Genomic DNA, 26,120 nt, shown 5'->3' with positions numbered 1-26,120 from the left:
ATGAGGATCAGGCGGGTCAAAGCAACACCGATCAACTACCGGCTGGAGGCCCCTTATGTCTGGGTCTTCGGCGAGCTCGACGGCTTCTCGCCGACCATCGTCGAGGTCGAGACCGAGGACGGGCTCGTCGGCATCGGCGAGGCGCCGACACCGGGTGCCGCTGCCATCATCAACGACGCGCTGGCGCCGAGGCTCGCCGGCCGCGACGCCTTCGACATCGCCGGCGCGGAGGAAGTCTGCCTGCCGTTCTGGAACGGCGTGCAGTCGATCAACGACCGCACCCGCATCATGGCCTTCGGCGCCATCGAGATGGCGCTGTGGGACCTGCGCGGCAAGGCCTGGAAGCAGCCGCTCTATCAATTGCTTGGCGGCGCGGTGCGCAAGGAGATCCCCTTCACCGACTATTTCTCGCTGCGCGGCGACGGCGCCAGGGTGAAGGGCGAGAAGACGCCGGAGGAAGTCGCCGACTACTGCGTCGAACTCAACGAGGGCCACGGCACGACCTTCTTCGAGGGCAAGTTCTCGACGCAGGACCCAAAGGTCTCGATGAAGATGGTCGAGCTGATCCGCAAACAGCTCGGTGACGAGGCGATGATCCGCATCGATTCCAACCAAGCTTATTCGCTTGCCACCGCCAGGCAACTGGCGCGGCCGTTGGAAGAACTCGGCGTGCGCAATTGGGAGGATCCGGTGGCTACATCTGAGGAGATGCGGGAACTGCGCCGGCACACCTCAATCCCGTTCTCGACCCATAATATCGACATCGCCCGCACCATGGAGCTGAAGGTGCCGGACGCCTTCGTCGGTAACCCGACGGCGCATGGCGGCATCAACCGCATGTTGCGTTTCGTCGGCGCCTGCGAGCATGCCGGCATCGACTATTGGTGCTACAGCGGCGACACGGGCATCGGCAGCGCCTGCTACCTGCATCTGTGCGCCGCGCTCGGCTGGATCAGGGAGCCCAACCAGTCCCTGTTTCGCATGCAGCCGATGGACATCATCGAGGAAGGCCCGTTTTCGCCGAAGAACAACACCGTGCCGGTGCCCGAAGGCCACGGCCTCGGGGTGACGCTGTCGCAGGAGCGGCTTGCCGCCTGCCATCGCGATTTCGTCGAGAACGGCCCCTGCAACAAATATCACGACCCGGAAAAACCCGGGACTTACCGCAGACTGCCGCTGAATTAGGAGGGATGTCGAAAAGCAAGCAGGATTTATCTGGAAAGAGGCGGCCACGGGTCGCCTGGCCGACAGACAATTCATCAAGAAAATCTGACTTTTCCGTCCCAACGAGCGGATGGATCGGTCGGAGCCGCATGCTACTGTACATCGACCGATATTGATGAGGCCCAGGAACAGGAGAACTCCGCGGAACTCGTCAACAGGAATGCACTCGCCAACCACAACAACTGGGGAAAGGGCTCAGACCATGAGCAAGAACTATCGCATTCTCGATCTCCTGCGGCGCGGCCGCACGCCGCTTGAAAACCACCTCATCGACGGCCTGGTCGACGGCCGCATCAGCCGCCGCGAATTCGTCCGCCACGGCAGCCTGCTCGGCCTGTCGCTGCCGCTGCTCGGCCGCATCGGCATGGCGGCAGGCTTCGGCGCCGCGCCCTCGCTCGCTCGCGCCGCCGGAGCGGCCGGCGCCACCATCCGCGTCGGCAGCAGCGTGCCGGCCGCGGCGATCGACCCCGTCACCATCGCCGACGCGGGCGGCCTGCTCGTCATGCAGCAGGTGGCCGAATTCCTCTGCATCGACGGCCCCGACCTGGTGCTGAAGCCGGCGCTGGCGGAAAGCTGGAAGCCGAATGCGGACGGCACGGTGTGGACCTTCGCGCTGCGCAAGGGCGTGAAGTTCCATTCAGGCGGCGAGATGAAGGCCGAGGACGTGATCGCCAGCATCGACCGGCTCGCCGATCCGGCCAATTCGTCCAACGCGCTGTCGGTGTTCACCGGCATCCTGCAGAAGGGCAACACCAAGAAGGTCGACGACTACACTGTCGAATTCCACCTCGACGCGCCGAACGGCAACTTCCCCTACATGCTGTCGTCCGACAACTACAACGCCGTCATCATCCCGGCGAGCTACAAGGGCGGCTACGAGCAGAGCTTCGACGGCACCGGGCCTTTCAAGCTCGAGAAATACACCCCGAAGGTCGGCGCCTCCTTCGTGCGCAATGACGACTATTGGGGCGACAAGGCGCTGCCGGATCGCACCGAATTCACCTTCTTCACCGATATCCAGCCGCAGATCCTGGCGCTGCAGGGCGGCCAGATCGACATCATCAACCAGATGCCGGTGCTGGCGGGCGTCGCCGTCCTCAACGACCCGAATGTCGACATCATCAGCCTGAAGTCGTCCGCGCACCAGCAGCTGCATATGCATTGCGACGAGGGCCCGACGAAAGACGCCCGCGTGCGCCGCGCCATCGCGCTCTGCCTCGACCGCGAGAAACTCGCCGCCGGCCTGATGAAGGGACGCTCGGCGCTCGGCAACGACAGCCCGTTCGCCGCCGTCTATCCCTCGACCGACACCAGCGTGCCGCAGCGCAAGCAGGACATCGCCCAGGCCAAGCAGCTGATGGAAGCGGCCGGCCTCGCCCAGGGCTTCAAGATGACGCTCACCACCGAGCGCTATCTGGAGATCCCGGAATACGCGCAGCTCATTCAGAACTGGGTCAAGGAAATCGGCATCGAGCTCGAGCTCAACATCCTCGACCAGGGCGCTTACTACGGCGACGCCGTGTTCGGCAAGTCGAACTGGCTGGATTCGGCGATGGGCATCACCGACTACGGCCATCGCGGCGTGCCCAACGTCTATCTTGCCGCTCCCTTGAAGAGCGACGGCACCTGGAATGCCGCCCACTTCAAGAACAAGGACTACGACCAGCTCGCGGCGAGCTATATTGGCGCCCTCGACCTCGAGGCGCAGAAGGCCGACGCCGGCAAGATCCAGAAGCTGCTGCTCGAGGAAACGCCGGTGGTCTTCGGCTATTTCTACGACTACTTGACGGCGACGGCGAAAGGCGTGGCAGGCGTGCAGCCCACCGCCATGTCGCAGTTGTTCCTCGAGAAAGCGTCGAAAGGCTGAGCATGAGGCAAGCGTAGATCCCACGGCGCCGGCCTCGAAAGGGGCCGGCGCTTGCCGGCGAGATCGGGACAAGGCGCCGTGCGTCCTGCCCGTCATCGCCGCAGCGGGATGACGCGTCCCATGGGAACCGTGCTCACCACCATGCATTGGGGGACGTACGAGGTCCGCGCCGAGAACGGCCGGCTCGTCGGCGTCGAGCCGTGGCGCGGCGATCCCGACCCGTCGCCGATCGGCAGGTCGCTGCTCGGCACGGTGCAGGGCGAGCTGCGCGTTGCCCGCCCCGCCATCAGGCGCGGCTGGCTGGAGGGAGACAGGTCCGGTCCGGCAAGCAGGCGCGGCGACGAGCCCTTCGTCGAGGTGTCCTGGGAGACCGCACTGGACATCGTCGCGGCTGAGCTCGACCGCGTCCGCTCGACATATGGCAACAGCGCGATCTATGCGGGTTCGTATGGATGGGCGAGCGCCGGGCGCTTCCACCATGCGCAGGGCCAGGTGCATCGCTTCCTCAACACCATCGGCGGCTATACGGGTTCGGTGCTGAGCTATTCCTATGGCGCGGCCGAGATCATCCTGCCGCATGTGTTGGGCAGCACCGACGCGCTGACCGGTAACCATACAACCTGGGACGGGATCGAGCGGCATGCCAAGCTGATCGTCGCCTTTGGCGGACTGCCTTGGCGCAACACGCAGGTGCAGGGCGGCGGCTCGGCGCGGCACGAGGCGTCGGCGGCGTTGCGCAGTGCCGTCGCCAACGGCGCGCGGCTGATCAACGTTTCGCCGGTGCGCGACGACGCGCCGCGCGGAGCCGACACGGAATGGCTGCCGCTGCGGCCGAACAGCGACACCGCCGTGATGTTGGCGCTCTGCCATGTGCTGATCAGCAAGCGGCTGCACGACGAGGCGTTCCTCGCACGTTATTGCACCGGGTTCGAGGCGGTTCGCGCCTATATATTGGGCGAGAGCGACGGCCAGCCGAAGGATCCGGCCTGGGCGGCGAAACTCAGCGGCGTCGACGCGGCGACGATCGATGCGCTGGCCCGCGACATGGCCGCCAGGCGCACCATCCTGATGGTCAGCTGGTCGCTGCAGCGCGCCGACCACGGCGAGCAGCCCTACTGGGCGGCGATCACGCTGGCGACGCTGCTCGGCCAGATCGGACTGCCGGGCGGCGGCATCGGTTTCGGCTATTCTTCGACGAACGGCGCCGGCAGGCCGGAGATGGGATTCCGCTGGCCTTCGGTACCGCAGGGCAGAAACGCGGTGGCGCATTTCATACCCGTCGCGCGCATGGCCGACATGCTGCTCAATCCGGGCGGATCGTTCGACTTCAACGGCACCAAACTGACCTATCCCCACATCAGGCTCGTCTATTGGGCCGGCGGCAATCCGTTCCATCACCACCAGGACCTCAACCGCCTGGTCGAGGCCTGGCAGCGGCCCGAGACGATCATCGTCAACGAGCAATTCTGGACGGCGACGGCGCGCCACGCCGATATCGTGCTGCCGGTAACGACGCCGCTGGAGCGCAACGACCTCGCCTTCTCGAACCGCGAGAACCTCATCGTCGCCATGAAGCAGGCCATCGAGCCGTTCCATGAGGCGCGCGACGATTTTGCCATCTTCGCCGAGCTCGCGGCGCGCCTCGGCACAAGCGATGCCTTCACCGAAGGACGCGGCGCCGACGAATGGATCCGGCATCTCTACGACCAGGCGGTTGAGAATGCCGAGGCCGCCGGCGTGGCGATGCCGCCGTTCGACCGCTTCTGGCAGGACGGCCATGCCGAGCTTGCCCGCTCGGTGACGTCGCAGACATTCCTTGCCGCGTTCCGCGACGATCCGGAGCGGCACCCATTGGCGACACCGTCGGGGCGCATCGAGCTGTTTTCGGCGACGATCGAGTCCTTCGGCTATGACGACTGCCCCGGCCATGCCGTGTGGCGCGAGCCGCGCGAGTGGCTGGGCAATGACCGCCTCGCCGAGCGGTTTCCACTGCACCTCCTGTCACCGCAGCCGGCCGACAAGCTGCACAGCCAGTACGACCACGGGTCGGTCAGCCGGGCGAGCAAGGTCGCGGGGCGCGCGCCGCTGCTGATCAACCGCCAGGATGCCGCGGTGCGCGGCATCGCGGACGGCATGGTCGTGTTTGTCTTCAACGAGCGTGGATCATGCCTTGCCGGCGCCGTGCTGACCGACAGCCTGATCCCGGGCGTCGTGCAACTGCCGACCGGCGCCTGGTTCGACCCGGCCCGTCCAGGCGAACCGGAGGGCCTCGAAAAACACGGCAATCCGAATGTGCTGACGCCCGATCGCGGCACGTCGCGTCTCGCGCAATCGCCAACCTGCAATTCGACGCTGGTTGAGGTGTCGCGGTTTGCCGGACCGGTTCCGCCCGTGACAGCCTTCGATCCGCCTGCCACTATCAGCTCGTCCGACATGTCCGGCGAGGCCAGACACCAAGACCTTTCGTAAGGAGACGCTGCCATTCTAGCTTTCCTCACCCGGCGCCTGGCTCTGTCGCTCATCACGCTGTTCCTGCTCAGCGTCATGGTCTTCCTTGGCGGCCAGGTGCTTCCGGGCAATGTCGGGCGCGCCATTCTCGGGCCCTTCGCCGACCAGCGCGCGGTCGATGCGCTCAACCACTCGCTCGGCGTCGACCGGCCGCTGCTCGTCCAATACGGAAGCTGGATCTGGAACTTCCTGCATGGCGACATGGGCACGTCCTATGTGTTCCGCGCGCCGGTGGCGCCGTTCGTCGTCGATGCGCTGGGCAATTCGATGAAGCTGGCGCTCGTCGCCTTCGTGCTGGTGGTGCCGATCGGCATTCTCGGCGGCGTGATCGCCGCGCTCAATTTCAACCGGCCGCTCGACCGCATCATCAGCCTCGGCGGCCTCTCGGTCACGGTGCTGCCGGAGTTCGTCACCGGCATCATCCTGATCCTCATCTTCGGGGTCTGGCTGCGCTGGCTGCCGATCGCCGCCGCATGGCCGAAAGGCGCCGGCTTCTTCACCCAGCTCTACTACCTGATCCTGCCCTCGCTGCCGCTGTTCCTGGTGCTGTTCGGTTATATCGCGCGCATGGCGCGGTCCGGCATGATCGAGGCGCTCGATTCCGACTATACGCGCACCGCGGTGCTGAAGGGACTGCCGTGGCGCACGGTGATCTGGCGCCACGTGCTGCGCAATGCGCTGCTGCCGACCATCACCGTGATCGCCACCCAGACCGGCTATCTCATCGGCGGCCTGGTCGTGATCGAGACTTTGTTCCGCTATCAGGGCATCGGCTCGCTGATCTTCACCGCCGCGCGCGGCAAGGATTTTCCAATGCTCGAGGCCGGCATCCTGACCATCGGCATCGTCTATGCAGTGGCGACCTTGGTCGCGGACTTCCTCTATTCCGTGCTCAATCCGCGTATCCGGCTGGGAGCAGAGCAATGAGTGCCACAGACACGCCCGCCAGCCCGCCGGCGCCCGCCGCGCCCGACACCGCATCACGCAGCCCATGGGGCGAGGTGCTGCATTCGCTGCTCAGATCAGGCACTTTCCTCACCGGGCTTTTCATCCTCTTGTTCTGGGTCGTCTGCGCGCTGTTCGGCCAGTACTTCGTCCCTTACGATCCGCTCGCAAGCGACATCATCAACGCACTGACGCCGCCGGCGGCCGATCACTGGTTCGGCACCGACCAGCTCGGCCGCGACGTGTTCTCGCGCGTCATCGTCGGCTCGCGCGACATCCTCACAGTGGCGCCGCTGGCGACCATCCTTGCGACCATCGCCGGCACCGCGCTCGGCCTGCTGATCGGCTATTTCCGCGGCATCGTCGACGACATCGTCAGCCGCGTGCTGGAAGCCTTCATGGCGATCCCGGTGGTGATCATCGCGCTGCTCGCCATCGTCGCGCTCGGCACCTCGAAGATCACCGTCATCGTCGTCATCGGCCTGAGCTTCGCGCCGATCATCGCCCGCACGGTGCGCTCGGCGGTGCTGGCCGAACGCGAGCTCGACTACGTCGCGGCGGCAAAGCTGCGCCACGAAGGCGCGCTGCACACGATGTTCGTCGAAATCCTGCCCAACGTCATCCCGCCGATCCTGGTCGAGACGACGGTGCGGCTTGGCTACGCCATCTTTGCCGTCGCCACGCTCTCCTTCATGGGCTTCGGCATCCAGCCGCCCTCTCCCGACTGGGGCCTCTCGATCTCGTCGAATTACGGCATGATCGGCGGCGGCTTCTGGTGGACGGTGCTGTTCGATGCCCTGGCCATCGCCTCGCTGGTGATCGGCGTCAACCTGGTGGCCGACGGTGTGCATGGAGCGTTCAATGACTGAGCCTAGCCACGCCGCCAACGCGCTCGAGCTGAAGGACCTTTCGGTCGCCTATCGCGTCGGACGCCGCAACCGCGCGGTGCTGCGCAACGTCAACCTGACCATCAAGGCCGGCGAAGCCTATGGGCTGGTCGGCGAATCGGGCTGCGGCAAATCCACTGTCGCGTTATCGGTGGTGCGCTACCTGCCGCGCAACGGCTCGATCACCGGCGGCTCGATCGCGCTCGACGGCCAGGATGTGATGAAGCTCGACAGCGAGGCGCTGCGGCGCGCCCGCGCCGACAGCGTGTCGATGGTCTATCAGGATCCCGGCAAGGCGCTGAACCCGTCGCTGCGCATCGGCCGCCAGCTGACCGAGATCTTCGAACTCGCCGGCATCACCGGACAGGCGGCCACCGACAAGGCGACCGCGATGCTGAACCGGGTGCGCATCTCCGATCCGGTCAGCGTCATGCAGCGCTATCCGCACCAGCTCTCCGGCGGCATGCAGCAGCGCGTGGCGATCGCCATGGCCTTGGCCAACGATCCGTCGATGCTGATCCTCGACGAGCCGACGACCGGCCTCGACGCAACGGTCGAAGCCGAGGTGCTCGACCTGATCGGCCAGTTGCGGTGCGAGCTGTCGGCGTCGATCCTGTTCATCAGCCACAACCTCGCCGTCGTCTCCAACATGTGCGACCGCGTCGGCGTGCTCTATGCCGGCATGCTGGTCGAGGAAGGCTCGACCAAGGACGTCTTCAACGACCCGCGCCATCCTTACACGGTGGCGCTGTTGCGCTGCCTGCCGCGCGGCGGCCAGCGCAAGGACCAGGGCCGCCTAGACACAATCCCCGGCTTCCTGCCCGGCATCGGCGCCACCATCGTCGGCTGCGCCTTCGCCGACCGCTGCGCGCTGGCGACCGAGCGCTGCCGCACAGAGCCGCCGCCGCTCTACGAGCTCGGAGACGGCCGGCTGTCGCGCTGCCACTATCACGACAACGCACAGTCGCTGCCGCGCGCCACGCCGGCCGACGTCCCCGCCGTCGCGCCGAAGCATGCACCGCCGGTGCTGCAGGTCGAAGGCCTGAACAAGACCTATGGCAGCCACGGCCATCCGCTACGGGCGGTCAAGGACGTCTCGGTTAGTTTGAGGCCCGGCGAGACGCTTGGGCTGGTCGGCGAATCCGGCAGCGGCAAGACGACCTTCGCCAGGCTGCTGCTCGGCCTCGTCGCGCCCGACGACGGCGGCTCGATCGAGCTCGAAGGCAAGAAGCTGGCGCCGCGGCTTGCCAGCCGCTCGGAGGATCAGGTCAAGGCGGTGCAGATCGTCTTCCAGAATCCGGACTCCGCGCTCAATCGCTCGCATTCGATCCGCCACATCCTGAGCCGAGCCCTGAAGCGGCTGGGCGGGCTCAGCGGCAAGACGCTGGACACACGCCTCGAAGAGCTCGTCCGTTCTGTGCGCCTCACCGACCGGCACCTCGCGGTCAAGCCGCGCCAGCTCTCGGGCGGGCTGAAGCAGCGCGTGGCGATCGCGCGCGCCTTCGCCGGCGATCCGCGCATCGTCGTCTGCGATGAGCCGACCTCGGCGCTCGACGTCTCGGTGCAGGCGGCGATCCTCAACCTTCTGGCCGACCTGCAGTCGAGGCAGGATGTCAGCTACATCTTCATCTCGCACGACCTCGGCGTCGTGCGCTATCTCTCCGACAAGATTGCCGTGCTCTATCTCGGCCGCATCATGGAGTTCGGACCGTCGGAAGCGGTGTTCTCCGGTCCGCACCATCCCTATACCGAAGCGCTGCTGTCGGCAGTGCCGAAGCTCGATCGGACGGAGAGCTCGCGCATCCGCCTCGACGGCGAAATCCCGAGCGCCGCCAATCCACCGACGGGCTGCGTCTTCCACACGCGTTGCCCGCGCAAGATCGGCGCCATCTGCGAAACCCAGGAGCCGCAGCTCACCGAGGCCCAGCCCGGCCACACCATCCGCTGCCACATCCCTTATGCGGAACTGGCGAAGCTGCAGAGGCCGAGGGCGGTGGAGCCGGCTTGACGGCAGTCAGGGCGCCGGCGCGTCCGCCATGCTGAGGGCTCGATCGCCCTCGGCAAAGCCGATTGCGCCTGACCAATCCCGCACCAGCATCCGCAGCCCCGTCAAAGCGATGTCGAGAGCGTCGGACGAAGCCGGGTTGGCCGGATAGGCAAGATAGATCGGCCGCTGGAACACCGGCGTTCCTTCGACGCGCTTCAGCTCGCCGCGCTCGATATGCGCGCTCACCGCGCTGAGCGGCAGGTAGGCGGCCGCCTTCTGCGACAGGACGTGCTGCAGCCCGATGAACACCAGCCCGGCCGAGATGGCGGGCTTCACGACACCGGCAAAGGCGCGGTCGTGCTCGATGCGGAATTCCAGCCCCCAATCCATCAGGATGTAGTTGTCGGTCCACGATCCGGGCTGCTCGGCGTGCTGGACGAGCACCACCTGGTCGACGGCCAAGGTCTCATAGACGATGCCCGGATGCGGCTTCGGCAAATAAAGGATGCAGATGTCGAGCAGGCCCTCGGCTATCTGGTCGATCGCCAGATCCGGAAAACTGCCTTCCAGCCGCAGCGCCACATTCGGCCGCCGCTGCCGCATCCAGCCGATCCAGGGCGAGGTGATGCTGTCCCAGAGATAGGCGGGCGCGGTCAGCCTGAGCAGCGTCTCATAACCATCGGGAACGGCGATGTCCTGGCGCGACTGCTCCCAGGTGCGGGTGATCGTCGAGGCGTGCGGCAGGAATTGCCGGCCGGCCGGCGTGAGCGAAACGCCGTCGCTGTCGCGGACGAACAGCTTGCGGCCCAGCTGCTCCTCGAGGCCGCGAATGCGGGCGCTGACGGTCGACTGGGCGAGGTTCAGCCGATTGGCCGCGACGGTGAAGCTGCCATGCGTCGCCACCTCCAGGAAACTGCGCAGATTCTCGGTGTCCATGGCTTCCCGCCTTTCAATCTGAAGCCATCGAAATTTCCGATGGCCGCAATCAAAAAATATCGCTTTCCGGCTGCGGTCAACAGTGACCTAGATGACGGCATCTCCACAAGAAGCGAGGAATGCAACCATGCCGAAGCATTTCAGGACGATCGACGCCGCTCGCAAAACGCTCAGCGCAATCGAAAATTCCGCTATCGATGAATTGCTCGCCGGCAAGATCGGCAGGCGCGAATTCCTGCGCCATGGCAGTGTGCTCGGCCTGTCGCTGCCTTTCCTCGGCGGCATCGCTTCGGCGGTCGGCCTCGGCGCTCCGCAGGCGCGCGCCGAAGGCAAGCCCGGCGGCACGGTGCGCGCCGGCATCGCGGTGCCCGGCGGCGCCATCGACCCGGTCACCTTCTATGACAGCGGCAGCTATCAGCTCGTTTTCCAGGTGGCCGAGTTCCTGTGTGTGACGCAGCCTGACCTGACGCTGAAGCCGGTGCTGGCCGAGAGCTGGTCGCCCAATGCCGACGGCAGCGTGTGGACCTTCAAGCTGCGCAAGGGCGTGAAATTCCACAATGGCGAGGATTTCAGGGCCGACGACGTCGTGGCGACGTTCGACCGCCTCGCCGATCCGAGCGGCACGTCGAACGCGCTGTCGGTGTTCAAAGGCCTGCTGTCGAAGGGCGGCACGCGCAAGGTCAACGACCACGCCGTCGAATTCCATCTCGACGCGCCGAACGGCAGCTTCCCCTATTCGGTGTCGATCGACAATTACAACGCCGTCATCCTGCCGGCGAGCTACAAGGGCGACTACGAGAAGACCTTTGAGGGCACCGGTCCGTTCCGGCTCGAAAGCTACACGCCGAAGGTCGGCGCGAGTTTCGTGCGCAACCCCGACTATTGGGGCGAGAAGGCCCTGCCCGACCGGCTCGAGTTCAAGTTCTATGGCGACGTGCAGCCGCGCATCCTGGCGCTGCAGGCGGGCGAGGTCGACGTGCTCGATGCCATCCCGCTCGACGTCAGCCAGGTGGTGCTGGGCAACCCCGACATCACCGTGCTGCGCGTCGCCTCGACCGCGCACCGCCAGCTCCACATGCGCTGCGACATGGCGCCCTTCACCGACAAGCGCGTGCGCCAGGCGCTGGCCTTGTGCATCGACCGTACCCAACTGGTCAACGGCCTCTGCCGCGGCATGGCGGCGACCGGCAATGACAGCCCGTTCGCGCCGGCCTTCCCGGTCACCGACAAGTCGGTGGCGCAGCGCACGCGGGACATCGCCAAGGCCAAGCAGCTTATGGAAGCTGCGGGGCTTGGTGGCGGTTTCGACATGACGCTGACGACGCTGCGCTATTCCGATATCCCCGGCTATGCGCAGCTCTTCCAGAACTTCGCCAAGGAGATCGGCGCCCGCATCTCGCTCGACATCGAGGACCAGGACAAATATTACGGCAAGGCGGTGTTCGGCCAGTCGGACTGGCTGGACAGCCCGCTCGGCATCACCGACTACGCGCATCGCAGCGTACCGAACGTCTTCCTGAAAAGCCCGCTGGTCAGCGACGGGCCATGGAACGCGGCGCATTTCAAGAACGCGAGCTATGACGGGCTGGTCACCGGCTATCTCAAGGCGCTCGACCTCGACGCGCAGCGCAAGGCCGCTTCCGACATCCAGAAGCTGCTGCTCGACGAGACGCCGGTGATCTTCAGCTATTTCCCGGACCTTCTGGTGCCGGTGCGCAAGAATGTCAGCGGCGTGCCGCCGATCGCCGCCGGCCTGCTGCTCGATCGCGTATCGGTGGCATCATGACCATGGTTGCGCGAAAGAGCCCGGCCGCCAACGACGAGAAAAGGACGACGACCATTCGCAAGCCACATCTGCGCGGCCGCGGGCCGCATTTCCCGGTGCTCGACAATATCGTGCAATATGAGTTCGAACCGGGCTATGTCGCGTTCACCATGCCCTCGCCCAAGCGGCTGCGCGTGCAGGTCGGGCCGATGATCGTCGCCGACACCACCAAGGCGCTGGTGTTCCAGGAGAGCGATCATCTGCCGGTCTATTACTTCCCTATGAGCGACGTGCGCGAGGAGTTCCTGCTGCCGAGCCGGACGACGACCGAAGACCCGTTCAAAGGGGTCGCCACGCATTATTCGCTGAACACCGGCATCACGCTGGTCGAGGACGGCGCGTGGCGCTACCTCGATCCGGTCAAGGGTTGCCCGCCGATCGCCGACTACATCTCCTTCTATTGGCCGAAGATGACCCACTGGTTTGAAGAGGACGAGGAGATCTTCGTCCACGCCCGCGACCCGTTCCGCCGCGTCGACTGCCTGCCCTCGTCGCGACGCGTGCAGGTGATCCTCGACGGCGAGCAGGTGGCCGATTCACGGCGCGGCGTGTTCCTGTTCGAGACCGGACATCCGGTGCGCCACTATCTGCCGATCTCGGACACCAGGCTCGACATGTTCTCGCCCAGCCGCTACATCTCGCGCTGCCCCTACAAGGGCATGTCCAACTACTACCACGTGACGACGCCGAAGAAGCGGCACGAGAACCTCGTCTGGTACTATCCCGAGCCGGTGCACGAGGCCGAGCGCATCAAGGGGCTGGTGTGCTTCCACCATGAACTGGTCGACAAGATCCTGGTCGACGGCGTGGAGATTCCAAAGGAAGCGACGGCGGCGTCGGACGGGTATTTCTGAGCCTTCAGGCTCGGTTGGCCAGGACCGGGCTCGGTTCATATTTTGCGTCCGCCTGTGCCGGTGCTATTTTTGCGCCGCGCGGCGGACACATGCCTATGAGGAACGCATTCCATCATGCGGTTTGGCCCTGGCTTGTCGTCCTGGCGGCGACGCCGGTTCCGGTGCTTGCCGAAAATGCTTCCGGTCTCGAACTGAAGCTCGACATCGACCGGGACGGCAGGACCGACAGGGCGGTCGTGATACAGGACGCCGGCGGTGCCGCCGATCTCTACATCTATCTCAACGAGCAGAAAACCGGTCCCGCGCGCCGGCCGGATTTCGTCAAAATGGGGCTGACCGAAGACCAGGTCATCGGCCTCGAAAGCAAGGGCAAGGGATCGCTGTCGATCACGTCCTGCTTCGGCTGCGGCGCCAGCAAATCGACGGAAGAGACGCTGACGATCGTCTATCGCCGGGGAGAATTCCTGGTCGGCGGCTACAGCCGAAACTGGGACTGGAACCGGCAGACATCGAGCGGCGTCGAGACGACGCTCGGCGACTGCGACATCAACTATCTTACCGGCAAGGGCACCGCCTCAAAGGACCTTGAGGATGGCAAGCCCGTCAAGGGCAAGTTCAAGCCGGTGCCCCTGGAGGACTGGTCCTCGGACATGCGCCCCAAGGCCTGTGATTTCTGAAGAGGTTGATCGCATGAGGCGACTGCGCATACCTTCCCTGCGACCAGGGAGGGTGTGATGGATCTTTTCAAACTGGACGGCGGCGTAGCACTTGTGACGGGCGCCGGCAGCGGCATCGGCCAGGCGATCGCCATCGGGCTTGCGGAAGCCGGCGCCGATGTCGCCTGTTTCGGCCATACCTCGAATGGCGGGCTCGAGGAGACGGCTGCGAGGATCAAGGCGCTCGGCCGCAACGCGCTGGCGCTGACCGGCAGCGTGACCTCCGAGACCGACCTGGCGACGGCGATCGACCGCGTCGAAGCCGAGCTCGGCGCGCTGACCGTTGCGGTCAACAATGCCGGCATAGCCGGTTCGGAAGCGGCCGAGACCATGCCGCTGGAAAAATGGCGCAAGGTGCACGAGGTCAATGTCGCTGGCGTGTTCCTGTCCTGTCAGGCCGAAGCGCGCGTCATGCTTCCCCGGCGCGCTGGCTCGATCATCAACATCGCTTCGATGTCGGGCAGCATCGTCAACCGCGGGCTGACCCAGGCGCATTACAACTCCTCCAAGGCCGCCGTCATCCACCTGTCGAAGAGCCTGGCCATGGAATGGGCGGGCCGTGGCTTGCGGGTCAACGTCGTCAGCCCCGGCTACACGCTGACGCCGATGAACAAGCGGCCCGAAGTGGCGGAGGAGATAAAGATCTTCAAGCGCGACACGCCGATGGGCCGCATGGCAACGCCGGAGGAAATGGTCGGACCGACCGTGTTCCTGGCCAGCCGCGCCGCAAGCTTCGTCACCGGCCTCGACCTGATCGTCGATGGCGGATACGTGTGCTGGTAGAGACGACCGTCCATCGGCGGGCCTCGTGAATGCAGCGTGTTTCTCCGGAACAATCGGAGAGTAATATAGACGACCATGAACAAGCGCTTCAAACTGTCAGCCGAGCAAATTCAGCCACTAGCAACAGGCTACGGCGGCGCGATCGCGAGTGATCGAATTACGGTCGATGGAAGACCCGTAGGGTACATGTATCGAACGCGACCACACAACGAGATGGATAGCGGCTGGGCTTTTCTCGCAGGAGACGAGACCGACGCTTACATGAGCAATTCTGCCAATCACGCCATCTACGACGTGAACACAATTGCCAACTATGATCCCGAGATCATTCCATTGCTTGATGCTCCCGTCGGATCCGCTTTCATACGGACGCCTTCGGGATTAGCTGCCGATCCCCGGGGGGCACCCGCGGACTAGCGGTTCGCCAAGTCAGTAGGACTAGGGCGCGACGCCGTGGCGGGCCGGCCCTCTCCTCTACTCGGCCGCGACGCCCTTTACTTCGAGATAGCTCTCCATGGAATCATCCAGCGCCTGCAGCCAGGGCGTATGGTGGACCGGCGCCATGGTGCCGGTCATCAGCGAGCGGTAGGCGTTGTCGCGGAAGGTCATGATGTTTTCCGCCTTGTGGTGCTCCCACTCCATGAAGGTGTGGTTGACCGCCTCGACGTCGAAGCCCGGATAGTCGGTCTGGTCCATCAGCTCCTTGGTATAGTCGCCCTGGAACCAGATCATCTGCTCGGCATCCTCCAGCGTCTCCTCACGCGCCCGCCATTTGGCGCCGTGCTCGGCCATCGCCTCGGCGGACGGCAGCTTGATGCGGCCCATGATGACGTCGCGGGCGTACCAGGCCTGCGCGTCGAACATGTTGAAGGTGTAGAACTGGTCCTGCATGCCGATATAGAACAGCTTCGGGTTCTTCTCCCAGACGACGCCCTCATAGAGATCGAGCGGCCACATGCGGTTGGCGGTCTTCAGCTTGAGGTCGTCGGTCAAGAAGGGGAAGGAATGGAGATAGCCGGTGCACAGGATAATGGCGTCGACATCCTTGGTGGTGCCGTCCTTGAAATGCGCCGTCTTGCCTACGACCTTCTGCAGCAGCGGCACCTCTTTCCAGTTCTCCGGCCATTTGAAGCCCATCGGCTTGGAGCGGTAGCTGGAGGTGATCGATTTCGCGCCGTATTTGTAGCATTGCGAACCGATGTCCTCGGCCGAATAGGAACGGCCGATGATCAATATGTCCTTGCCCTTGAACTCCATCGCGTCGCGGAAGTCATGGCTGTGCAGGATGCGGCCGTTGAAGGTGGAAAAGCCTTCGAAATAGGGGACGTTGGGCACCGAGAAATGGCCGGAGGCGACGACGACATTGTCGAACTCTTCCGAGTAGGTCACGTCGTTGGTGCGGTCATGCGCGGTGACGGTGAATTTCTTGGTCTCGTCCGAGAAGGTGACCATGCGCACCGGGCTGTTGAAGCGCACCCAGTCGCGCAGGCCGGATTTCTCGACGCGGCCCTTGATGTAGTCCCACAGCACGGCGCGCGGCGGATAGGAGGCGATCGGCCGGCCGAAATGCTCCTCGAAGGTGTAATCGGCGAATTCGAGGCATTCCTTCGGGCCGTTCGACCACAGATAGCGATACATCGAGCCATGCACCGGATCGCCGTGCTCGTCCAGGCCGGTGCGCCAAGTGTAGTTCCACAGGCCGCCCCAGTCGCTCTGCTTTTCGAAGCAGACGATTTCCGGGATTTCGGCGCCCTTGTCGGCGGCCGACTTGAAGGCCCTCAGCTGCGCCAGACCGGACGGTCCGGCGCCGATGACGGCAACACGAGATTTCATTGCGGGCCTCCTCTTTTTGATTTCGACTTTTGTCTCGGCGCAATTCCGGGCGGAAACCGTTTCGACACTTTTCCTGGAATTGCTCTCACGAAACAAATTTCACTGACAGTGACAGTAATTGGGTCTTCGGTGCTGTCAACAAACATCTGCGGCAACGGCGTTTGCGTGAAACGGTTTTTCCGTGCAAAGGCGGCGGCGCTCACGTTGAAGCCGGCGCGCCCTGCGACATACCGTGGCTTGTCGTGGCGGTTGCGCTCCTGTATCGCCAACGAATATGTTCACCTCGAGTGAAATAAATCAGCGCAAATCGGGGGCAACATGGCGAACAAGACTTCTGGTACAAAGCCCACCGATACGGCCGCCAAGGGCAAGGAACCGCCGAAGCGCGTCTCGGCCGACGGGCGCTCTATCCGCACGCCGCTGACCCAGAATCCGCACGCCATCCGCGACACGCGCGAGAAGGTGCTCGAAGTGGCGATCGGCCATGAGGTGCGCGCCTTCCGCAAGAAGCTCGGCATTACCGTCGCCGACCTCGCCGCGGCCACCGACATTTCGCTCGGCATGCTGTCGAAGATCGAAAACGGCATCACATCGCCGTCGCTGACCACTTTGCAGGCGCTGTCGCGGGCGCTCGGCGTCCCCGTCACCGCCTTCTTCCGCCGCTTCGAGGAAGAGCACAGCGCCGTCTTCGTCAAGGCCGGCCAGGGCGTCGACGTCGAGCGGCGCGGCACGCGAGCCGGCCATCAGTACAATCTGCTGGGACATATCGGCGCCAACACCAGCGGCGTCGTGGTCGAGCCCTATCTCATCACGCTGACCGAGAATTCGGACGTGTTCCCGACCTTCCAGCATGCGGGCATGGAGTTCCTCTACATGCTCGAAGGCGAGGTCGTTTACCGGCACGGCAACAACCTCTATCCGATGAAGCCGGGCGACAGCCTGTTCTTCGACGCCGACGCGCCGCACGGACCGGAAGAGCTGACGCAGTTGCCGATGCGGTATCTGTCGATCATCTGCTATCCGCAAAACAGCGCGGGGTGATTGGCCGATCTCCCCCCTTGTGGGGGAGATGGCCGGCAGGTCAGAGGGGGGCGCTGTCCCGCCAGCATATCAGTCTATCGCGGTCGCACCCTCTCAGATGTTATTTGTCTTTCGGCTGGACGGGCAAGGTTTGCATTCCTTCGCGCCCCCCTCTGCCCTGCCGGGCATCTCCCCCACAAGGGGGGAGATCGGCAGCTTCTAATCCGGCCCGAAACCCGAGCTCGTCGGGCTGCCGTCGTCGAGCTTCGACAGCCACTCGACCAGGGTCGGCCGGTATCGCGTCAACCCCTTATAAGTGGCGAGTTCTTCCGGCAGATCGCGGATGACGCGGTGCAGGCGGCGCGCCCATTTGGGCTGGGTGACCAGCTCGTCCATCTTGATCAGGTAGCAGCGGATCGGGAAGACGATGCCGTTGGAGCGCGGCAGCCGCCAGAAGCTCTGCAACTCGACGCGCAGATGCACCTTGTCACCGACATTCTCGGGCGTGACGGTGGCGCGGTCCGGACCCCATTTGTGATAATTCTCAGGGCTGGTGTCGAGGCGCGGATTGATGGTCATCGTCCAGTTCAAGCGCCTGGCCGGCTTGCCCTGCTGGATGTTGGTGAGGAATTTCAGCGCACGCGTGAAGATGCCCTTCTCATGCGCCAGCGGCACCGGCGCGTGCCATTCGAAAAAGTTCATGCCGATGTCGAAATCGAGCGACCAGTCGGCCTGGGTGGTGACCATGCCGGCATCCATCCACAGATTGCCGTCGCGCTGGTCGAGGATGCAGAAATCGCCCTGGCTCTGGCGGGTGATGTATTCCATCGGGCCATATGGCAGCGTCGAGGTGTCGCCGAAGGTGAAGGTGTCGTCGATGCCGAGGGGACGGTTGATCCAGCGCCAGCGGTCGCCGTTTCGCTCCAGCGTGAAATGCTCGGGATAACCGAGCGCCTGCTGCTCCATCAGAAGCTCGAGCAGGTCCCAACCGGCCAAGGTCATGTGCGGCAGCGACTGGCAGCGCAGCGGATCCTCGGCCAGCACCAGTGCGCGGTCCTGCATCTCGGCGACATAGTGCTCGTCGACGTCGATCAGATTTTCGAGCACGCTGCCTTTGGGCCCGACGACGTGCGGCTCGATGTTGACCGCGTACATGTAGGCATCTTCGTTGAACGGGAACGGGAAGCGCCTGATGTGCTCCGGGCTGTTCTTGAAGGTGAAATCGTCGCGAAACGTTTCCTTGCGAAAGGTGATGCCCATTGACGCCTCCTATCTTTCCAGGACCAGCGACTTGCCCTCGAAGCGCGAGACGCAAGGCATGATCTTGCAGCCGGAACGGTGATCTTCCTCGCTCAGCCAGTGGTCGTTGTGGATGAACTTGCCGTCGTGGGAAATCACATTGGTCTCGCACTGGCCGCAGACGCCGCCGCGGCAGAGATATGGCGGGTCGACGCCGGCGGCCTCGATCGCCTCGAGCAGGCTCTGCTGCTCGCCGACGCGGATCGTCTTGCCGCTGACGGCCAAGGTCACATCGAAGGGCGCGCCTGGCTGGGGCGCCGCGAAATGCTCGAAATGCACGGTTTCCGAGGGCCAGCCGAGCGCTGCCGCGCGGTCGCGCACCCAGTTGATCATGCCGGCCGGGCCGCAGACATAGAGATGCGTGCCGAGCGGCTGCGAGGACAACAGCCGGTCGAGCTCGATGCGCTCCTCGCGGTCGTCGTGATAGAGCCTGATCCGATTGCCGTAGCGCTCTCGCAGCACATCGGCATAGGTGCCGAGTGAAGCGGTGCGGCAGGTATAGTGCAATTCGAAATTGCCGCCGGCACCCGCGAGTTGCGAGGTTTGCGCCATGAAGGGCGTGATGCCGATGCCGCCGGCCAGCATCAGGTGTTTTTTGGCTCGCAGATCGAGCGAGAACAGGTTGACCGGGTAGCTGATCACCATCTCCAGGCCGGGCTTGACCTGCCGGTGCATGAACAGCGAGCCGCCGCGACCGACATCGTCGCGGCGTATGGAAACCGTGTATTCGCGCGTGTCGAGCGGCGAACCCATCAGCGAATAGGGATTGAGCCGGGTGCGGTCGCCGTCGCGCATCTCGACCACGACATGAGCGCCGCCGGAAAAGGTCGGCAGCAATTCGCCGTCGCGGCGGCGGAAATGAAAACGGGTGACGAGGTCGTTGACCGGAACGACGTCGCTGACGACGACGTCGAGCTTGGTAGTACCGGTGCTCATGGGAAGGCCTCCTCCATCGGAGGAATCTCGGAGCGATCCTCGGCGTTGATACAGACGCCCTGGAAGGCGGCCAACCGGCGCGAATAGTGATCGCGCACCAGAAGCAGCAGGCCGCAATGCGCGCAGAGCGCGGGCTGCGTGGTCACATTCTCGGTGATGCCCTTGCAGTGCACGCATTGCATGCGCCGGGCGAGCGAGCCGCGATGCTCGGTCTGCATGGACGTGTGGTCGATGCCGGCTTCGAGCGCGGCCTGCATCGCCTGGCCGATCAGGCCCTCGGTGCCGGCAAGGTAGAGGCGCAGGCCCATATGCGCGTTGGTCAGCGTCTGCCGCAGGCGCGGCAGGAGGCTGGCGAAGGATGGCGGCAGATGCAGCTGCGCCGGCTTCAGCGCTTCGAGGGCAGCGATATGCTTGCCCTCGGGTCCTGGAATGAAGACGATCTCGGCGCCGTCGAAAAAGCCGGGCGGCGCCTTGCCGGCCATGTCGGTGATCGCCAGCGCTCCTTCCGCGTCGGCGATGAACAGATGGTGCTTGCCGGGCTGCGGAGAGAGCGTTCCATAAATGGGCCGGCTGATGATCGTCTTGGCTGCCATGCTTCCTTAGATCATGATGACGTTTCGTTGAATCGTCATCCTGATCTAACCCCTTTGTTGGAGCATGATCTTTTCCGAAAACCGGTTCCCACTTTTCGGGATCATGTTCTAGTACCTCAAAACCCCTCCCCGTCGATGCTGCCTCAACCCTTGGCGGTTCGCTTGGCCTTCTTCGGGTCATCGAACGGCAAGGGCTGCGCCGTCGCCTTGATGGAGCCGCTCCTGTTGCGAATTTCGAGCTTGGTGTCCTTGACGGCGCAGTCGACGTCGAGGCGGGCGATGCCCATCGATTTCTCGACCAGCGGCGAATACATCGCGCAGGTTACCACGCCGACCTTTTTGCCGTCGCGGTAGACAGGCGCGCCCTCGTCGGCCGGCTCCTTGCCATCGAGCAGAACGCCATAGATCTTGAAGCGCTCCTTGCCCTTCAGCCGGTAATGCTCCTCGGCGCCGCGGAAGCCGGTCTTGCCGGGGCTGACGGTGAAGTCGAGGCCGAGTTCCCACAACGTGTCGCCGGGGCCTTCGTTCTCGAACGGATATTTTTGCGAATTGTCGTAGGGATAGAAGAGCAGGTAGCTCTCGACGCGCAGCATATCGAGCGTGGTGAAGCGGCAGGGAATGATGCCGGCGCTCTTGCCCTCGTCGAGGATGCGGTCCCAGATCGTGCCGGCATCCTGACCGCGGCAGAAGATCTCGTAGCCGCGCTCGCCGGTGTAGCCGGTGCGCGAGATCATCACGGGGAAGCCGAACAGCTGTGTCTGCATGTGATGGAAGTAGTTGAGGTCGCGGATGCCCGGCACATGCTTGGCGAGATAGTCGACCGCCGTCGGCCCCTGCAGCGACAAATCGTGCAGATTGTCGTCGAAGCGCAGTGAGACGTCGCGCCCCATCGCGGCGCGCTGCAACTCCTCATGGCCGGTGCCGGAGCCGTGCACGACCATCCAGGAGTTCGGGCCTGTGCGGTAGAGGATGCAGTCGTCGGTGAATTTTCCGGCCTCGTTCAACATGCAGGCATAGGCCGACTTGCCGGGATAGATTTTTTCGACGTCGCGCGTCGTGGCGAGGTCGATCAGATGCGAGGCATGCGGCCCGGTGATGTGCACCTTCTTCAGGCCGGAGACATCCATAAGCCCGGCCTTGGTGCGGATCGCGACATATTCCTCGTCGGCGTTCTTGTCGTAGGTCCAGGCGGTGCCCATGCCGCTCCAGTCCTCGAGTTTCGAGCCGAGCGCGCGATGGCGATCCGCCAGGGTCGAGAATCTCCAGGATGCCGTCATCCGATCGTCCTCCGTGCAATCTAGGTCGCTCTAAGCGGTTGCTGTTCCCTGCTCCTGCTTGGCGGCGGAGCTTGACCGAATATTGACCGCAAACGGTGAAGCGCTGCAATCCCCTTGAAGCAAATAATTTCATTGTCAGGCAAATTTCTTGCCTGGAACAAACAGTTTACGGTGCGTAAATGCGGCTTGACAATTCCGGGAATCGAGCGGAATTTATGAAAAAAATTTCACTCTGTTGAAAGAGTGGACGCCCGGTCGATTTCAGGGCCGGGCGTCGCCAGAAGGGGAAAACCGATGTCCGACCTGCAGCAGCGCATCGAAGCGCTGTACCGTTCCGACGTGCGTGGATCCGTGCTCCTGATCGTGTGCCTATGGGCAACGATCCTCTTCGTCCTCCTGATGACATGGCCATACATCCCGCACGGCGGCATCAAGCTCGTGGTGGCGGTTGCAGCCGCCGCGGTGCTGATCTTCAACACGGCCGCCATCCTCGCCATGCTCAACCACTACAAGGAAGACAAGGACTTCATCTACGGGCTCGACATCAAGAACGCCGACGCGGCCCGCAACCGTCAATCCTGAAGGGAGAAACCATGGCCCGCTATACCCCTCCGGAGCAGAGCAAGGCCGGACAGGTCTTCGACATCGCGGTCGTGGTGGTCGCTATCTTCGTGGCGCTCTGGCTACCGCTGAAGCTCGGCCTGGCCGGGGCGGCGAAGTCGATCGACCCGCTCGACGCCAAGACATGGGACGCGCTCGGCCAGAACGCGACGATGGCCTCGATCTGGGAAAAGCTCGGCTACACGCCGGAGACGGCGCACGACATCATCCAGAACCGCTTCCACTACATCATCGACTGGCCGACGCTGATCATCATGGCGATCGTGCTGATCGCCTATTTCGTCTTCCTGTTCCGCGCCTCCGATAAGGAATATCGCGAGGTGATCAACGAGAAGTTCGACGACAAATAGACCTTCGACGACGACGCAAATAGTCCGGAGAAAACATCATGTGGATGGGACTGTCTTACGTTTGCTGGGGCATCTCGGTCGTGCTGGCGCTGTGGATGCTCTACGACTGGTTCAAGGTCGACACGACCTATTCCGAGGACGTGCTGACCTCCTCGCGCGAAGGCGAGCTTGAAGCCGTTTCCGAAAAGCACCGGATCTGAGTGGGGACTGAGCAATGACGGCTGCGGTTGAAACGGGACTAACGACGACAATCCACGGCGACAGGGTCTCGCTGCTTCGGGTGCTCGGCCCGGCGCATGTGTGGGCACTCGGCGTCGGCATCGTGCTGGTCGGCGAGTTCACCGGCTGGAATTTCTCGGCTGACAAGGGCGGCGCGCTCGCCGCGCTGATCGTCTGCTGGATCGTCGGTCTGCTCTACACCTCGGTCGCCATGATCGACTCGGAGGTGACGTCCACCGTCGCCGCCGCCGGCGGCCAGTATGCGCAGGCCAAGCACATCGTCGGGCCGCTGATGGCCTTCAACGTCGCGCTGTTCCTGGTGTTTGCCTACACCATGCTCGAAGTATCCGACGCGATCCTGCTCGGCGACACGATCGTCGCCAAGGCCGGCGTCGAGGGGCTGACGCATAATTCCTTCATCGCCGCCACCATCGTGGTGCTCGCCTGGCTCAATTATCGCGGCGTGCTGATGACGCTCAACGTCAATTTCGTCATCACCGCGATCGCCTATGTCTCGATCGTCATCCTGTTCTTCTCGGTCAGCCCGTGGACGCAAGGCGCCGTGCTGAAGCTCAACGAGTTGGTCACCCCCGGCAATGCGCTGCCTTATGGCTGGATCGGGGTGATCGCCGCCTTCCAGTTCGGCATTTGGTATTATCTCGGCATCGAAGGCACCACCCAGGCCGCCGAGGAAGTGCGTTCGCCGGCACGCTCCCTTCCCTATGGCACCATGGCCGGCATGATCACGCTTTTGATCGCCGCCGCGATGACCTGGTATGTCTGCGCCTCGCTGATGCCATGGGAGTATCTCGGCATCACCTATTATCCGCTGTGGGACGCCGGCAAATTGACGGGCAGTCCGCTGCTTGAGAACCTGCTCTTCATCGCGACGCTGCTGGCAGCACTCGCCTCGGCCAATGGCTGCATCAACGACGCGGCGCGCGCCTGGTTCTCGCTCGGCCGCGACCGTTATCTGCCGAGCTGGTTCTCGGCGGTGCATCCGAAGTACCGGACGCCCTATCGCTCGATCCTGTTCCTGCTGCCGATCGCGCTGGCCTTCGCGTTCATCGCCGACCTCAACCAGGCGATCACCTTCTCGATCCTGTCGGGCGTGCTGCAATACACCTTCATGAGCATCAACATCATGATGTTCCGCAAGAAGTGGCCGCTGGGCACGATCCGTCGCGGCTACACGCACCCCTTCCACCCGTTGCCGGCGATCGTGTTGTTCTGCCTGTGCATGGTGACTTTCTTCGCCATCTTCCTCGGCTTCGGCTCGCAACTGATCGCGATGACCGTCTTCTATTTCCTGATTTCGCTCTGGTTCCACTTCTACCGCTACAGATTCGTGCGGCGCGGCGACCAGTTCTCCATGCCGTGGCCGAAGCCGCAGGGTTATTGAGTGGAGTAAGGCCCGCCTGTTGACGGCGGGCCGTGGCGTGTCGAGATGTCAGAACTGGCGTCAGTACTGCTTACCGGAACGATCGCATTGGCCGTCGTCGCCCATGTTGCCTGGCTCGCGCGCGCCAGCCGCAACAGGGCGAAGGCGGCCTTGGCCGCCGATATGGCGAAGGTCCGCAGCGTCATTGCGGATGCCGCCGACATTTCCGATCGCACGGCCGGTGTCATCACCTGGGCCGGCTCCTGGAACGGCCAGCGCGTCCAACTGCGCACCATCGTCGACACGCTGGCGACGCGAAAGCTGCCGACGCGCTGGCTAAGCGTTTCGATCACCGAGCCGGTCGCGGTGCCTGGAATTTTCGATATGATGATGCGGCCGAATTCGGCGACGACATTCTCCAATTTCGATCATCTCCCTCACATCCTGCCCAAGGTTCTCGGCCTTCCGGCCGAAGCGGTGCTGCGCACCGACCGCAAGGGCGTGGCCTTCCCGCAGGACCTGATCGCCTTGCATACCGACATCTTCGCGGAAGGCCGCGCCAAGGAGTTGCTGATCACGCCGAAGGGCGTACGCATCGTCTGGCTGATGGCCGAGGCCGAGCGCGCCCGCTACGGAGTCTTCCGGCAGGCAGCGTTCGGCGATGCCGCAATCGATCCCGCCCTGATCGAACGCCTGCTCGAGGCGGCGTCGGGCCTTCGCGAAGCCATCAACCGGCGCGAAAGGCAGGCAGCATGACCGACGGCACTGCTACCCCGGTAAATCCGTATCTCGTGCTCGGCGCGGCGGTCGTTTTGCCGGCAAGCGGTCACGTCATGCTCGGCGTGCCGGTGCGCGGCCTGCAGTTCCTGTTCTTCATGGTGATCCTTGGCTGGGTGACGACCAAGCTGGCGCCGGCCGACGCCGGCTTCATCGGCCGCCATGCCGGCGGCTTCCTGATCTATGCGCTGTCGGTCCTCGATGCCTACCGGATCGCGCGTATCCGCCATGCGATCTGGGTTCACAAGGCGCGTCCGGCCGGTGATAGTGCCGGCGGCGATGCGCCGTCTAATATATAACTACAGGAAAATTTCTTTCATACCATTGAATTCGGCAAACTCATTGGGTACATCATTTGAAAGCCAAAAAACATCGGAGGCTGGCATGTGCGGAATCGTCGGACTTTTCTTGAAGGACAAGGCGCTGGAGCCGAAGCTCGGCGCAATGCTGTCGGAGATGCTGATCTGCCTCACCGACCGCGGTCCCGACAGCGCCGGCATCGCCATCTATGGCACTGCCACGGGCAACGAGGCCAAGATCACGGTGCAGTCGCCAAAGCCCGATCGCGATTTCCGCGGCCTCGACGCCGATCTCGCAAAGGCGATCGGCGCGCCGGTGAGCGTCGCGGTCAAGTCGACCCACGCGGTCATCAGGACCACGCCTGACAAGGTCGACGCCGCGCGCGAGGCGCTGCAGGCGCTGCGGCCCGACATCCGCGTCATGGGCGCCGGCGAGGCGGTGGAGATCTACAAGGAAGTCGGCCTGCCCGAAGCCGTCGTCGACCGCTTCGATGTCCGCTCCATGACCGGCACGCACGGCATCGGCCATACCCGCATGGCGACCGAATCGGCGGTGACGACGATGGGCGCGCATCCCTTCTCGACCGGCGCCGACCAGTGCCTGGTGCACAATGGCTCGCTCTCCAACCACAACAATGTGCGCCGCGAGTTGGTGCGCGACGGCATGAAATTCGAGACCGAGAACGACACCGAAGTGGCGGCCGCCTACCTCTCCAACCGGATGGCGCATGGCAAGAATCTCGGCGAGGCGCTGGAGGGCACGCTTTCCGACCTCGACGGCTTCTTCACCTTCGTCGTCGGCACCAAGAACGGCTTCGGCGTGGTGCGCGACCCGATCGCCTGCAAGCCGGCCGTGATGGCCGAGACCGACCAGTATGTCGCCTTCGGCTCGGAATATCGCGCGCTCACCAAGCTGCCCGGCATCGACAATGCTCGGGTCTGGGAGCCCGAGCCCGCAACCGTTTACTTCTGGGAGCATTGAG

Annotated in this window: 26 protein-coding genes; 19 read left to right on the top strand and 7 right to left on the bottom strand. The window is 64.0% G+C overall.

The window, feature by feature from the left end:
* The 6 genes from DPM33_RS02100 to DPM33_RS02075 all read left to right on the top strand — a co-directional run bounded on the left by DPM33_RS02100 (nt 1) and on the right by DPM33_RS02075 (nt 9,439).
* Nucleotides 1–1,185 (top strand): mandelate racemase/muconate lactonizing enzyme family protein, encoded by a 1,185-nt coding sequence (locus tag DPM33_RS02100; protein WP_112095228.1) that lies wholly within the window; start codon nt 1–3, stop codon nt 1,183–1,185.
* Nucleotides 1,186–1,426: 241 nt separating this feature from the next.
* The gene (locus DPM33_RS02095) at nt 1,427–3,091 is read left to right on the top strand and encodes an ABC transporter substrate-binding protein (RefSeq protein ID WP_112095227.1); all 1,665 of its coding nucleotides are present in this window, start codon (nt 1,427–1,429) and stop codon (nt 3,089–3,091) included.
* A 108-nt stretch (nt 3,092–3,199) separates the two neighbouring features.
* Nucleotides 3,200–5,560: a molybdopterin guanine dinucleotide-containing S/N-oxide reductase gene (locus tag DPM33_RS02090; protein WP_245441962.1), complete on the top strand. Its 2,361-nt coding sequence runs from the start codon at nt 3,200–3,202 to the stop codon at nt 5,558–5,560.
* 75 nt (nt 5,561–5,635) lie between these two features.
* Nucleotides 5,636–6,526: an ABC transporter permease gene (locus DPM33_RS02085; protein ID WP_040991384.1), complete on the top strand. Its 891-nt coding sequence runs from the start codon at nt 5,636–5,638 to the stop codon at nt 6,524–6,526.
* Entirely contained in the window at nt 6,523–7,413 is an 891-nt protein-coding gene (locus DPM33_RS02080) for an ABC transporter permease (RefSeq protein WP_167448912.1), read from the top strand. The genes DPM33_RS02085 and DPM33_RS02080 overlap by 4 nt, the downstream gene beginning before the upstream one ends.
* Nucleotides 7,406–9,439: an ABC transporter ATP-binding protein gene (locus DPM33_RS02075; protein WP_112095224.1), complete on the top strand. Its 2,034-nt coding sequence runs from the start codon at nt 7,406–7,408 to the stop codon at nt 9,437–9,439. Before DPM33_RS02080 ends, DPM33_RS02075 begins: the two co-directional genes overlap by 8 nt.
* Before the next feature lie 6 nt (nt 9,440–9,445).
* Here the strand turns inward: DPM33_RS02075 and DPM33_RS02070 are convergent, their stop codons facing one another.
* The gene (locus DPM33_RS02070) at nt 9,446–10,354 is read right to left on the bottom strand and encodes a LysR family transcriptional regulator (protein ID WP_112095223.1); all 909 of its coding nucleotides are present in this window, start codon (nt 10,352–10,354) and stop codon (nt 9,446–9,448) included.
* Between the two features lie 127 nt (nt 10,355–10,481).
* Here DPM33_RS02070 and DPM33_RS02065 point away from each other — a divergent pair, with 127 nt between their 5' ends.
* The 5 genes from DPM33_RS02065 (at nt 10,482) to DPM33_RS02045 (ending at nt 14,949) form a co-directional block, all read left to right on the top strand.
* On the top strand, nt 10,482–12,140 hold the full coding sequence (locus DPM33_RS02065) for an ABC transporter substrate-binding protein (protein ID WP_112095222.1): 1,659 nt from the start codon (nt 10,482–10,484) through the stop codon (nt 12,138–12,140).
* Between the two features lie 2 nt (nt 12,141–12,142).
* Nucleotides 12,143–13,033, top strand: coding sequence for a DUF427 domain-containing protein (locus tag DPM33_RS02060; protein WP_112095221.1), 891 nt, complete (start codon nt 12,143–12,145; stop codon nt 13,031–13,033).
* Between the two features lie 95 nt (nt 13,034–13,128).
* Nucleotides 13,129–13,710 (top strand): hypothetical protein, encoded by a 582-nt coding sequence (locus DPM33_RS02055; protein WP_112095220.1) that lies wholly within the window; start codon nt 13,129–13,131, stop codon nt 13,708–13,710.
* Nucleotides 13,711–13,767: 57 nt separating this feature from the next.
* Nucleotides 13,768–14,532 (top strand): SDR family oxidoreductase, encoded by a 765-nt coding sequence (locus DPM33_RS02050; protein ID WP_112095219.1) that lies wholly within the window; start codon nt 13,768–13,770, stop codon nt 14,530–14,532.
* Nucleotides 14,533–14,607: 75 nt separating this feature from the next.
* The gene (locus tag DPM33_RS02045) at nt 14,608–14,949 is read left to right on the top strand and encodes a DUF2185 domain-containing protein (RefSeq protein WP_112095218.1); all 342 of its coding nucleotides are present in this window, start codon (nt 14,608–14,610) and stop codon (nt 14,947–14,949) included.
* 57 nt (nt 14,950–15,006) lie between these two features.
* On the opposite strand, the gene DPM33_RS02040 is transcribed toward DPM33_RS02045, so the two are convergent.
* Complete coding sequence (locus DPM33_RS02040) at nt 15,007–16,365, bottom strand: NAD(P)-binding domain-containing protein (protein ID WP_112095217.1); 1,359 nt, start codon at nt 16,363–16,365, stop codon at nt 15,007–15,009.
* Nucleotides 16,362–16,634 (bottom strand): hypothetical protein, encoded by a 273-nt coding sequence (locus DPM33_RS35715; protein ID WP_146770182.1) that lies wholly within the window; start codon nt 16,632–16,634, stop codon nt 16,362–16,364. The genes DPM33_RS02040 and DPM33_RS35715 overlap by 4 nt, the downstream gene beginning before the upstream one ends.
* Before the next feature lie 49 nt (nt 16,635–16,683).
* Between DPM33_RS35715 and DPM33_RS02035 the strand changes: the two genes are divergently transcribed.
* Nucleotides 16,684–17,406, top strand: coding sequence for a helix-turn-helix domain-containing protein (locus tag DPM33_RS02035; RefSeq protein ID WP_112095216.1), 723 nt, complete (start codon nt 16,684–16,686; stop codon nt 17,404–17,406).
* A 198-nt stretch (nt 17,407–17,604) separates the two neighbouring features.
* On the opposite strand, the gene DPM33_RS02025 is transcribed toward DPM33_RS02035, so the two are convergent.
* The 4 genes from DPM33_RS02025 to DPM33_RS02010 form a co-directional block, all read right to left on the bottom strand.
* Nucleotides 17,605–18,645: a heme-dependent oxidative N-demethylase family protein gene (locus tag DPM33_RS02025; RefSeq protein WP_112095215.1), complete on the bottom strand. Its 1,041-nt coding sequence runs from the start codon at nt 18,643–18,645 to the stop codon at nt 17,605–17,607.
* A 9-nt stretch (nt 18,646–18,654) separates the two neighbouring features.
* The gene (locus DPM33_RS02020; protein WP_112095214.1) at nt 18,655–19,620 is read right to left on the bottom strand and encodes a PDR/VanB family oxidoreductase; all 966 of its coding nucleotides are present in this window, start codon (nt 19,618–19,620) and stop codon (nt 18,655–18,657) included.
* A complete protein-coding gene (locus DPM33_RS02015; RefSeq protein WP_112095213.1) occupies nt 19,617–20,213 on the bottom strand; it encodes a dimethylamine monooxygenase subunit DmmA family protein in 597 nt (198 codons plus the stop codon). Before DPM33_RS02015 ends, DPM33_RS02020 begins: the two co-directional genes overlap by 4 nt.
* Before the next feature lie 143 nt (nt 20,214–20,356).
* The gene (locus tag DPM33_RS02010) at nt 20,357–21,490 is read right to left on the bottom strand and encodes an aminomethyl transferase family protein (protein WP_112095212.1); all 1,134 of its coding nucleotides are present in this window, start codon (nt 21,488–21,490) and stop codon (nt 20,357–20,359) included.
* Between the two features lie 294 nt (nt 21,491–21,784).
* Between DPM33_RS02010 and DPM33_RS02005 the strand changes: the two genes are divergently transcribed.
* The 7 genes from DPM33_RS02005 to DPM33_RS01975 all read left to right on the top strand — a co-directional run bounded on the left by DPM33_RS02005 (nt 21,785) and on the right by DPM33_RS01975 (nt 26,119).
* Nucleotides 21,785–22,072, top strand: coding sequence for a hypothetical protein (locus tag DPM33_RS02005; RefSeq protein ID WP_112095211.1), 288 nt, complete (start codon nt 21,785–21,787; stop codon nt 22,070–22,072).
* A gap of 11 nt (nt 22,073–22,083) precedes the next feature.
* Nucleotides 22,084–22,461 (top strand): hypothetical protein, encoded by a 378-nt coding sequence (locus DPM33_RS02000; protein WP_112095210.1) that lies wholly within the window; start codon nt 22,084–22,086, stop codon nt 22,459–22,461.
* A gap of 38 nt (nt 22,462–22,499) precedes the next feature.
* A complete protein-coding gene (locus DPM33_RS01995) occupies nt 22,500–22,661 on the top strand; it encodes a hypothetical protein (RefSeq protein WP_027164521.1) in 162 nt (53 codons plus the stop codon).
* 14 nt (nt 22,662–22,675) lie between these two features.
* Nucleotides 22,676–24,082 carry an APC family permease gene (locus tag DPM33_RS01990; RefSeq protein ID WP_112095209.1) on the top strand — a complete coding sequence of 469 codons (1,407 nt, stop codon included), beginning with the start codon at nt 22,676–22,678 and terminating at the stop codon, nt 24,080–24,082.
* A 45-nt stretch (nt 24,083–24,127) separates the two neighbouring features.
* Complete coding sequence (locus DPM33_RS01985; protein ID WP_167448911.1) at nt 24,128–24,817, top strand: hypothetical protein; 690 nt, start codon at nt 24,128–24,130, stop codon at nt 24,815–24,817.
* Nucleotides 24,814–25,137 carry a hypothetical protein gene (locus tag DPM33_RS01980; RefSeq protein ID WP_112095208.1) on the top strand — a complete coding sequence of 108 codons (324 nt, stop codon included), beginning with the start codon at nt 24,814–24,816 and terminating at the stop codon, nt 25,135–25,137. The genes DPM33_RS01985 and DPM33_RS01980 overlap by 4 nt, the downstream gene beginning before the upstream one ends.
* A gap of 85 nt (nt 25,138–25,222) precedes the next feature.
* Nucleotides 25,223–26,119 carry a class II glutamine amidotransferase gene (locus tag DPM33_RS01975; protein ID WP_112095207.1) on the top strand — a complete coding sequence of 299 codons (897 nt, stop codon included), beginning with the start codon at nt 25,223–25,225 and terminating at the stop codon, nt 26,117–26,119.
* The last annotated feature ends 1 nt before the right edge of the window (nt 26,120 follow it).

Origin of the sequence: Mesorhizobium hawassense, assembly GCF_003289945.1 — a bacterium.
GTDB classification, from domain to species: domain Bacteria; phylum Pseudomonadota; class Alphaproteobacteria; order Rhizobiales; family Rhizobiaceae; genus Mesorhizobium; species Mesorhizobium hawassense.
The sequence above is the reverse complement of the archived record's forward strand: the minus strand, read 5'-3'. Positions and strand labels throughout refer to the sequence as shown.

Coding starts and splice junctions, on each gene's coding strand:
- DPM33_RS02100 (WP_112095228.1), top strand. CDS start 1: ATGAGGATCAGGCGGGTCAAAGCAACACCGATCAACTACCGGCTGGAG.
- DPM33_RS02095 (WP_112095227.1), top strand. CDS start 1,427: ATGAGCAAGAACTATCGCATTCTCGATCTCCTGCGGCGCGGCCGCACG.
- DPM33_RS02090 (WP_245441962.1), top strand. CDS start 3,200: ATGACGCGTCCCATGGGAACCGTGCTCACCACCATGCATTGGGGGACG.
- DPM33_RS02085 (WP_040991384.1), top strand. CDS start 5,636: ATGGTCTTCCTTGGCGGCCAGGTGCTTCCGGGCAATGTCGGGCGCGCC.
- DPM33_RS02080 (WP_167448912.1), top strand. CDS start 6,523: ATGAGTGCCACAGACACGCCCGCCAGCCCGCCGGCGCCCGCCGCGCCC.
- DPM33_RS02075 (WP_112095224.1), top strand. CDS start 7,406: ATGACTGAGCCTAGCCACGCCGCCAACGCGCTCGAGCTGAAGGACCTT.
- DPM33_RS02070 (WP_112095223.1), bottom strand. CDS start 10,354: ATGGACACCGAGAATCTGCGCAGTTTCCTGGAGGTGGCGACGCATGGC.
- DPM33_RS02065 (WP_112095222.1), top strand. CDS start 10,482: ATGCCGAAGCATTTCAGGACGATCGACGCCGCTCGCAAAACGCTCAGC.
- DPM33_RS02060 (WP_112095221.1), top strand. CDS start 12,143: ATGGTTGCGCGAAAGAGCCCGGCCGCCAACGACGAGAAAAGGACGACG.
- DPM33_RS02055 (WP_112095220.1), top strand. CDS start 13,129: ATGAGGAACGCATTCCATCATGCGGTTTGGCCCTGGCTTGTCGTCCTG.
- DPM33_RS02050 (WP_112095219.1), top strand. CDS start 13,768: ATGGATCTTTTCAAACTGGACGGCGGCGTAGCACTTGTGACGGGCGCC.
- DPM33_RS02045 (WP_112095218.1), top strand. CDS start 14,608: ATGAACAAGCGCTTCAAACTGTCAGCCGAGCAAATTCAGCCACTAGCA.
- DPM33_RS02040 (WP_112095217.1), bottom strand. CDS start 16,365: ATGAAATCTCGTGTTGCCGTCATCGGCGCCGGACCGTCCGGTCTGGCG.
- DPM33_RS02035 (WP_112095216.1), top strand. CDS start 16,684: ATGGCGAACAAGACTTCTGGTACAAAGCCCACCGATACGGCCGCCAAG.
- DPM33_RS02025 (WP_112095215.1), bottom strand. CDS start 18,645: ATGGGCATCACCTTTCGCAAGGAAACGTTTCGCGACGATTTCACCTTC.
- DPM33_RS02020 (WP_112095214.1), bottom strand. CDS start 19,620: ATGAGCACCGGTACTACCAAGCTCGACGTCGTCGTCAGCGACGTCGTT.
- DPM33_RS02015 (WP_112095213.1), bottom strand. CDS start 20,213: ATGGCAGCCAAGACGATCATCAGCCGGCCCATTTATGGAACGCTCTCT.
- DPM33_RS02010 (WP_112095212.1), bottom strand. CDS start 21,490: ATGACGGCATCCTGGAGATTCTCGACCCTGGCGGATCGCCATCGCGCG.
- DPM33_RS02005 (WP_112095211.1), top strand. CDS start 21,785: ATGTCCGACCTGCAGCAGCGCATCGAAGCGCTGTACCGTTCCGACGTG.
- DPM33_RS02000 (WP_112095210.1), top strand. CDS start 22,084: ATGGCCCGCTATACCCCTCCGGAGCAGAGCAAGGCCGGACAGGTCTTC.
- DPM33_RS01995 (WP_027164521.1), top strand. CDS start 22,500: ATGTGGATGGGACTGTCTTACGTTTGCTGGGGCATCTCGGTCGTGCTG.
- DPM33_RS01990 (WP_112095209.1), top strand. CDS start 22,676: ATGACGGCTGCGGTTGAAACGGGACTAACGACGACAATCCACGGCGAC.
- DPM33_RS01985 (WP_167448911.1), top strand. CDS start 24,128: ATGTCAGAACTGGCGTCAGTACTGCTTACCGGAACGATCGCATTGGCC.
- DPM33_RS01980 (WP_112095208.1), top strand. CDS start 24,814: ATGACCGACGGCACTGCTACCCCGGTAAATCCGTATCTCGTGCTCGGC.
- DPM33_RS01975 (WP_112095207.1), top strand. CDS start 25,223: ATGTGCGGAATCGTCGGACTTTTCTTGAAGGACAAGGCGCTGGAGCCG.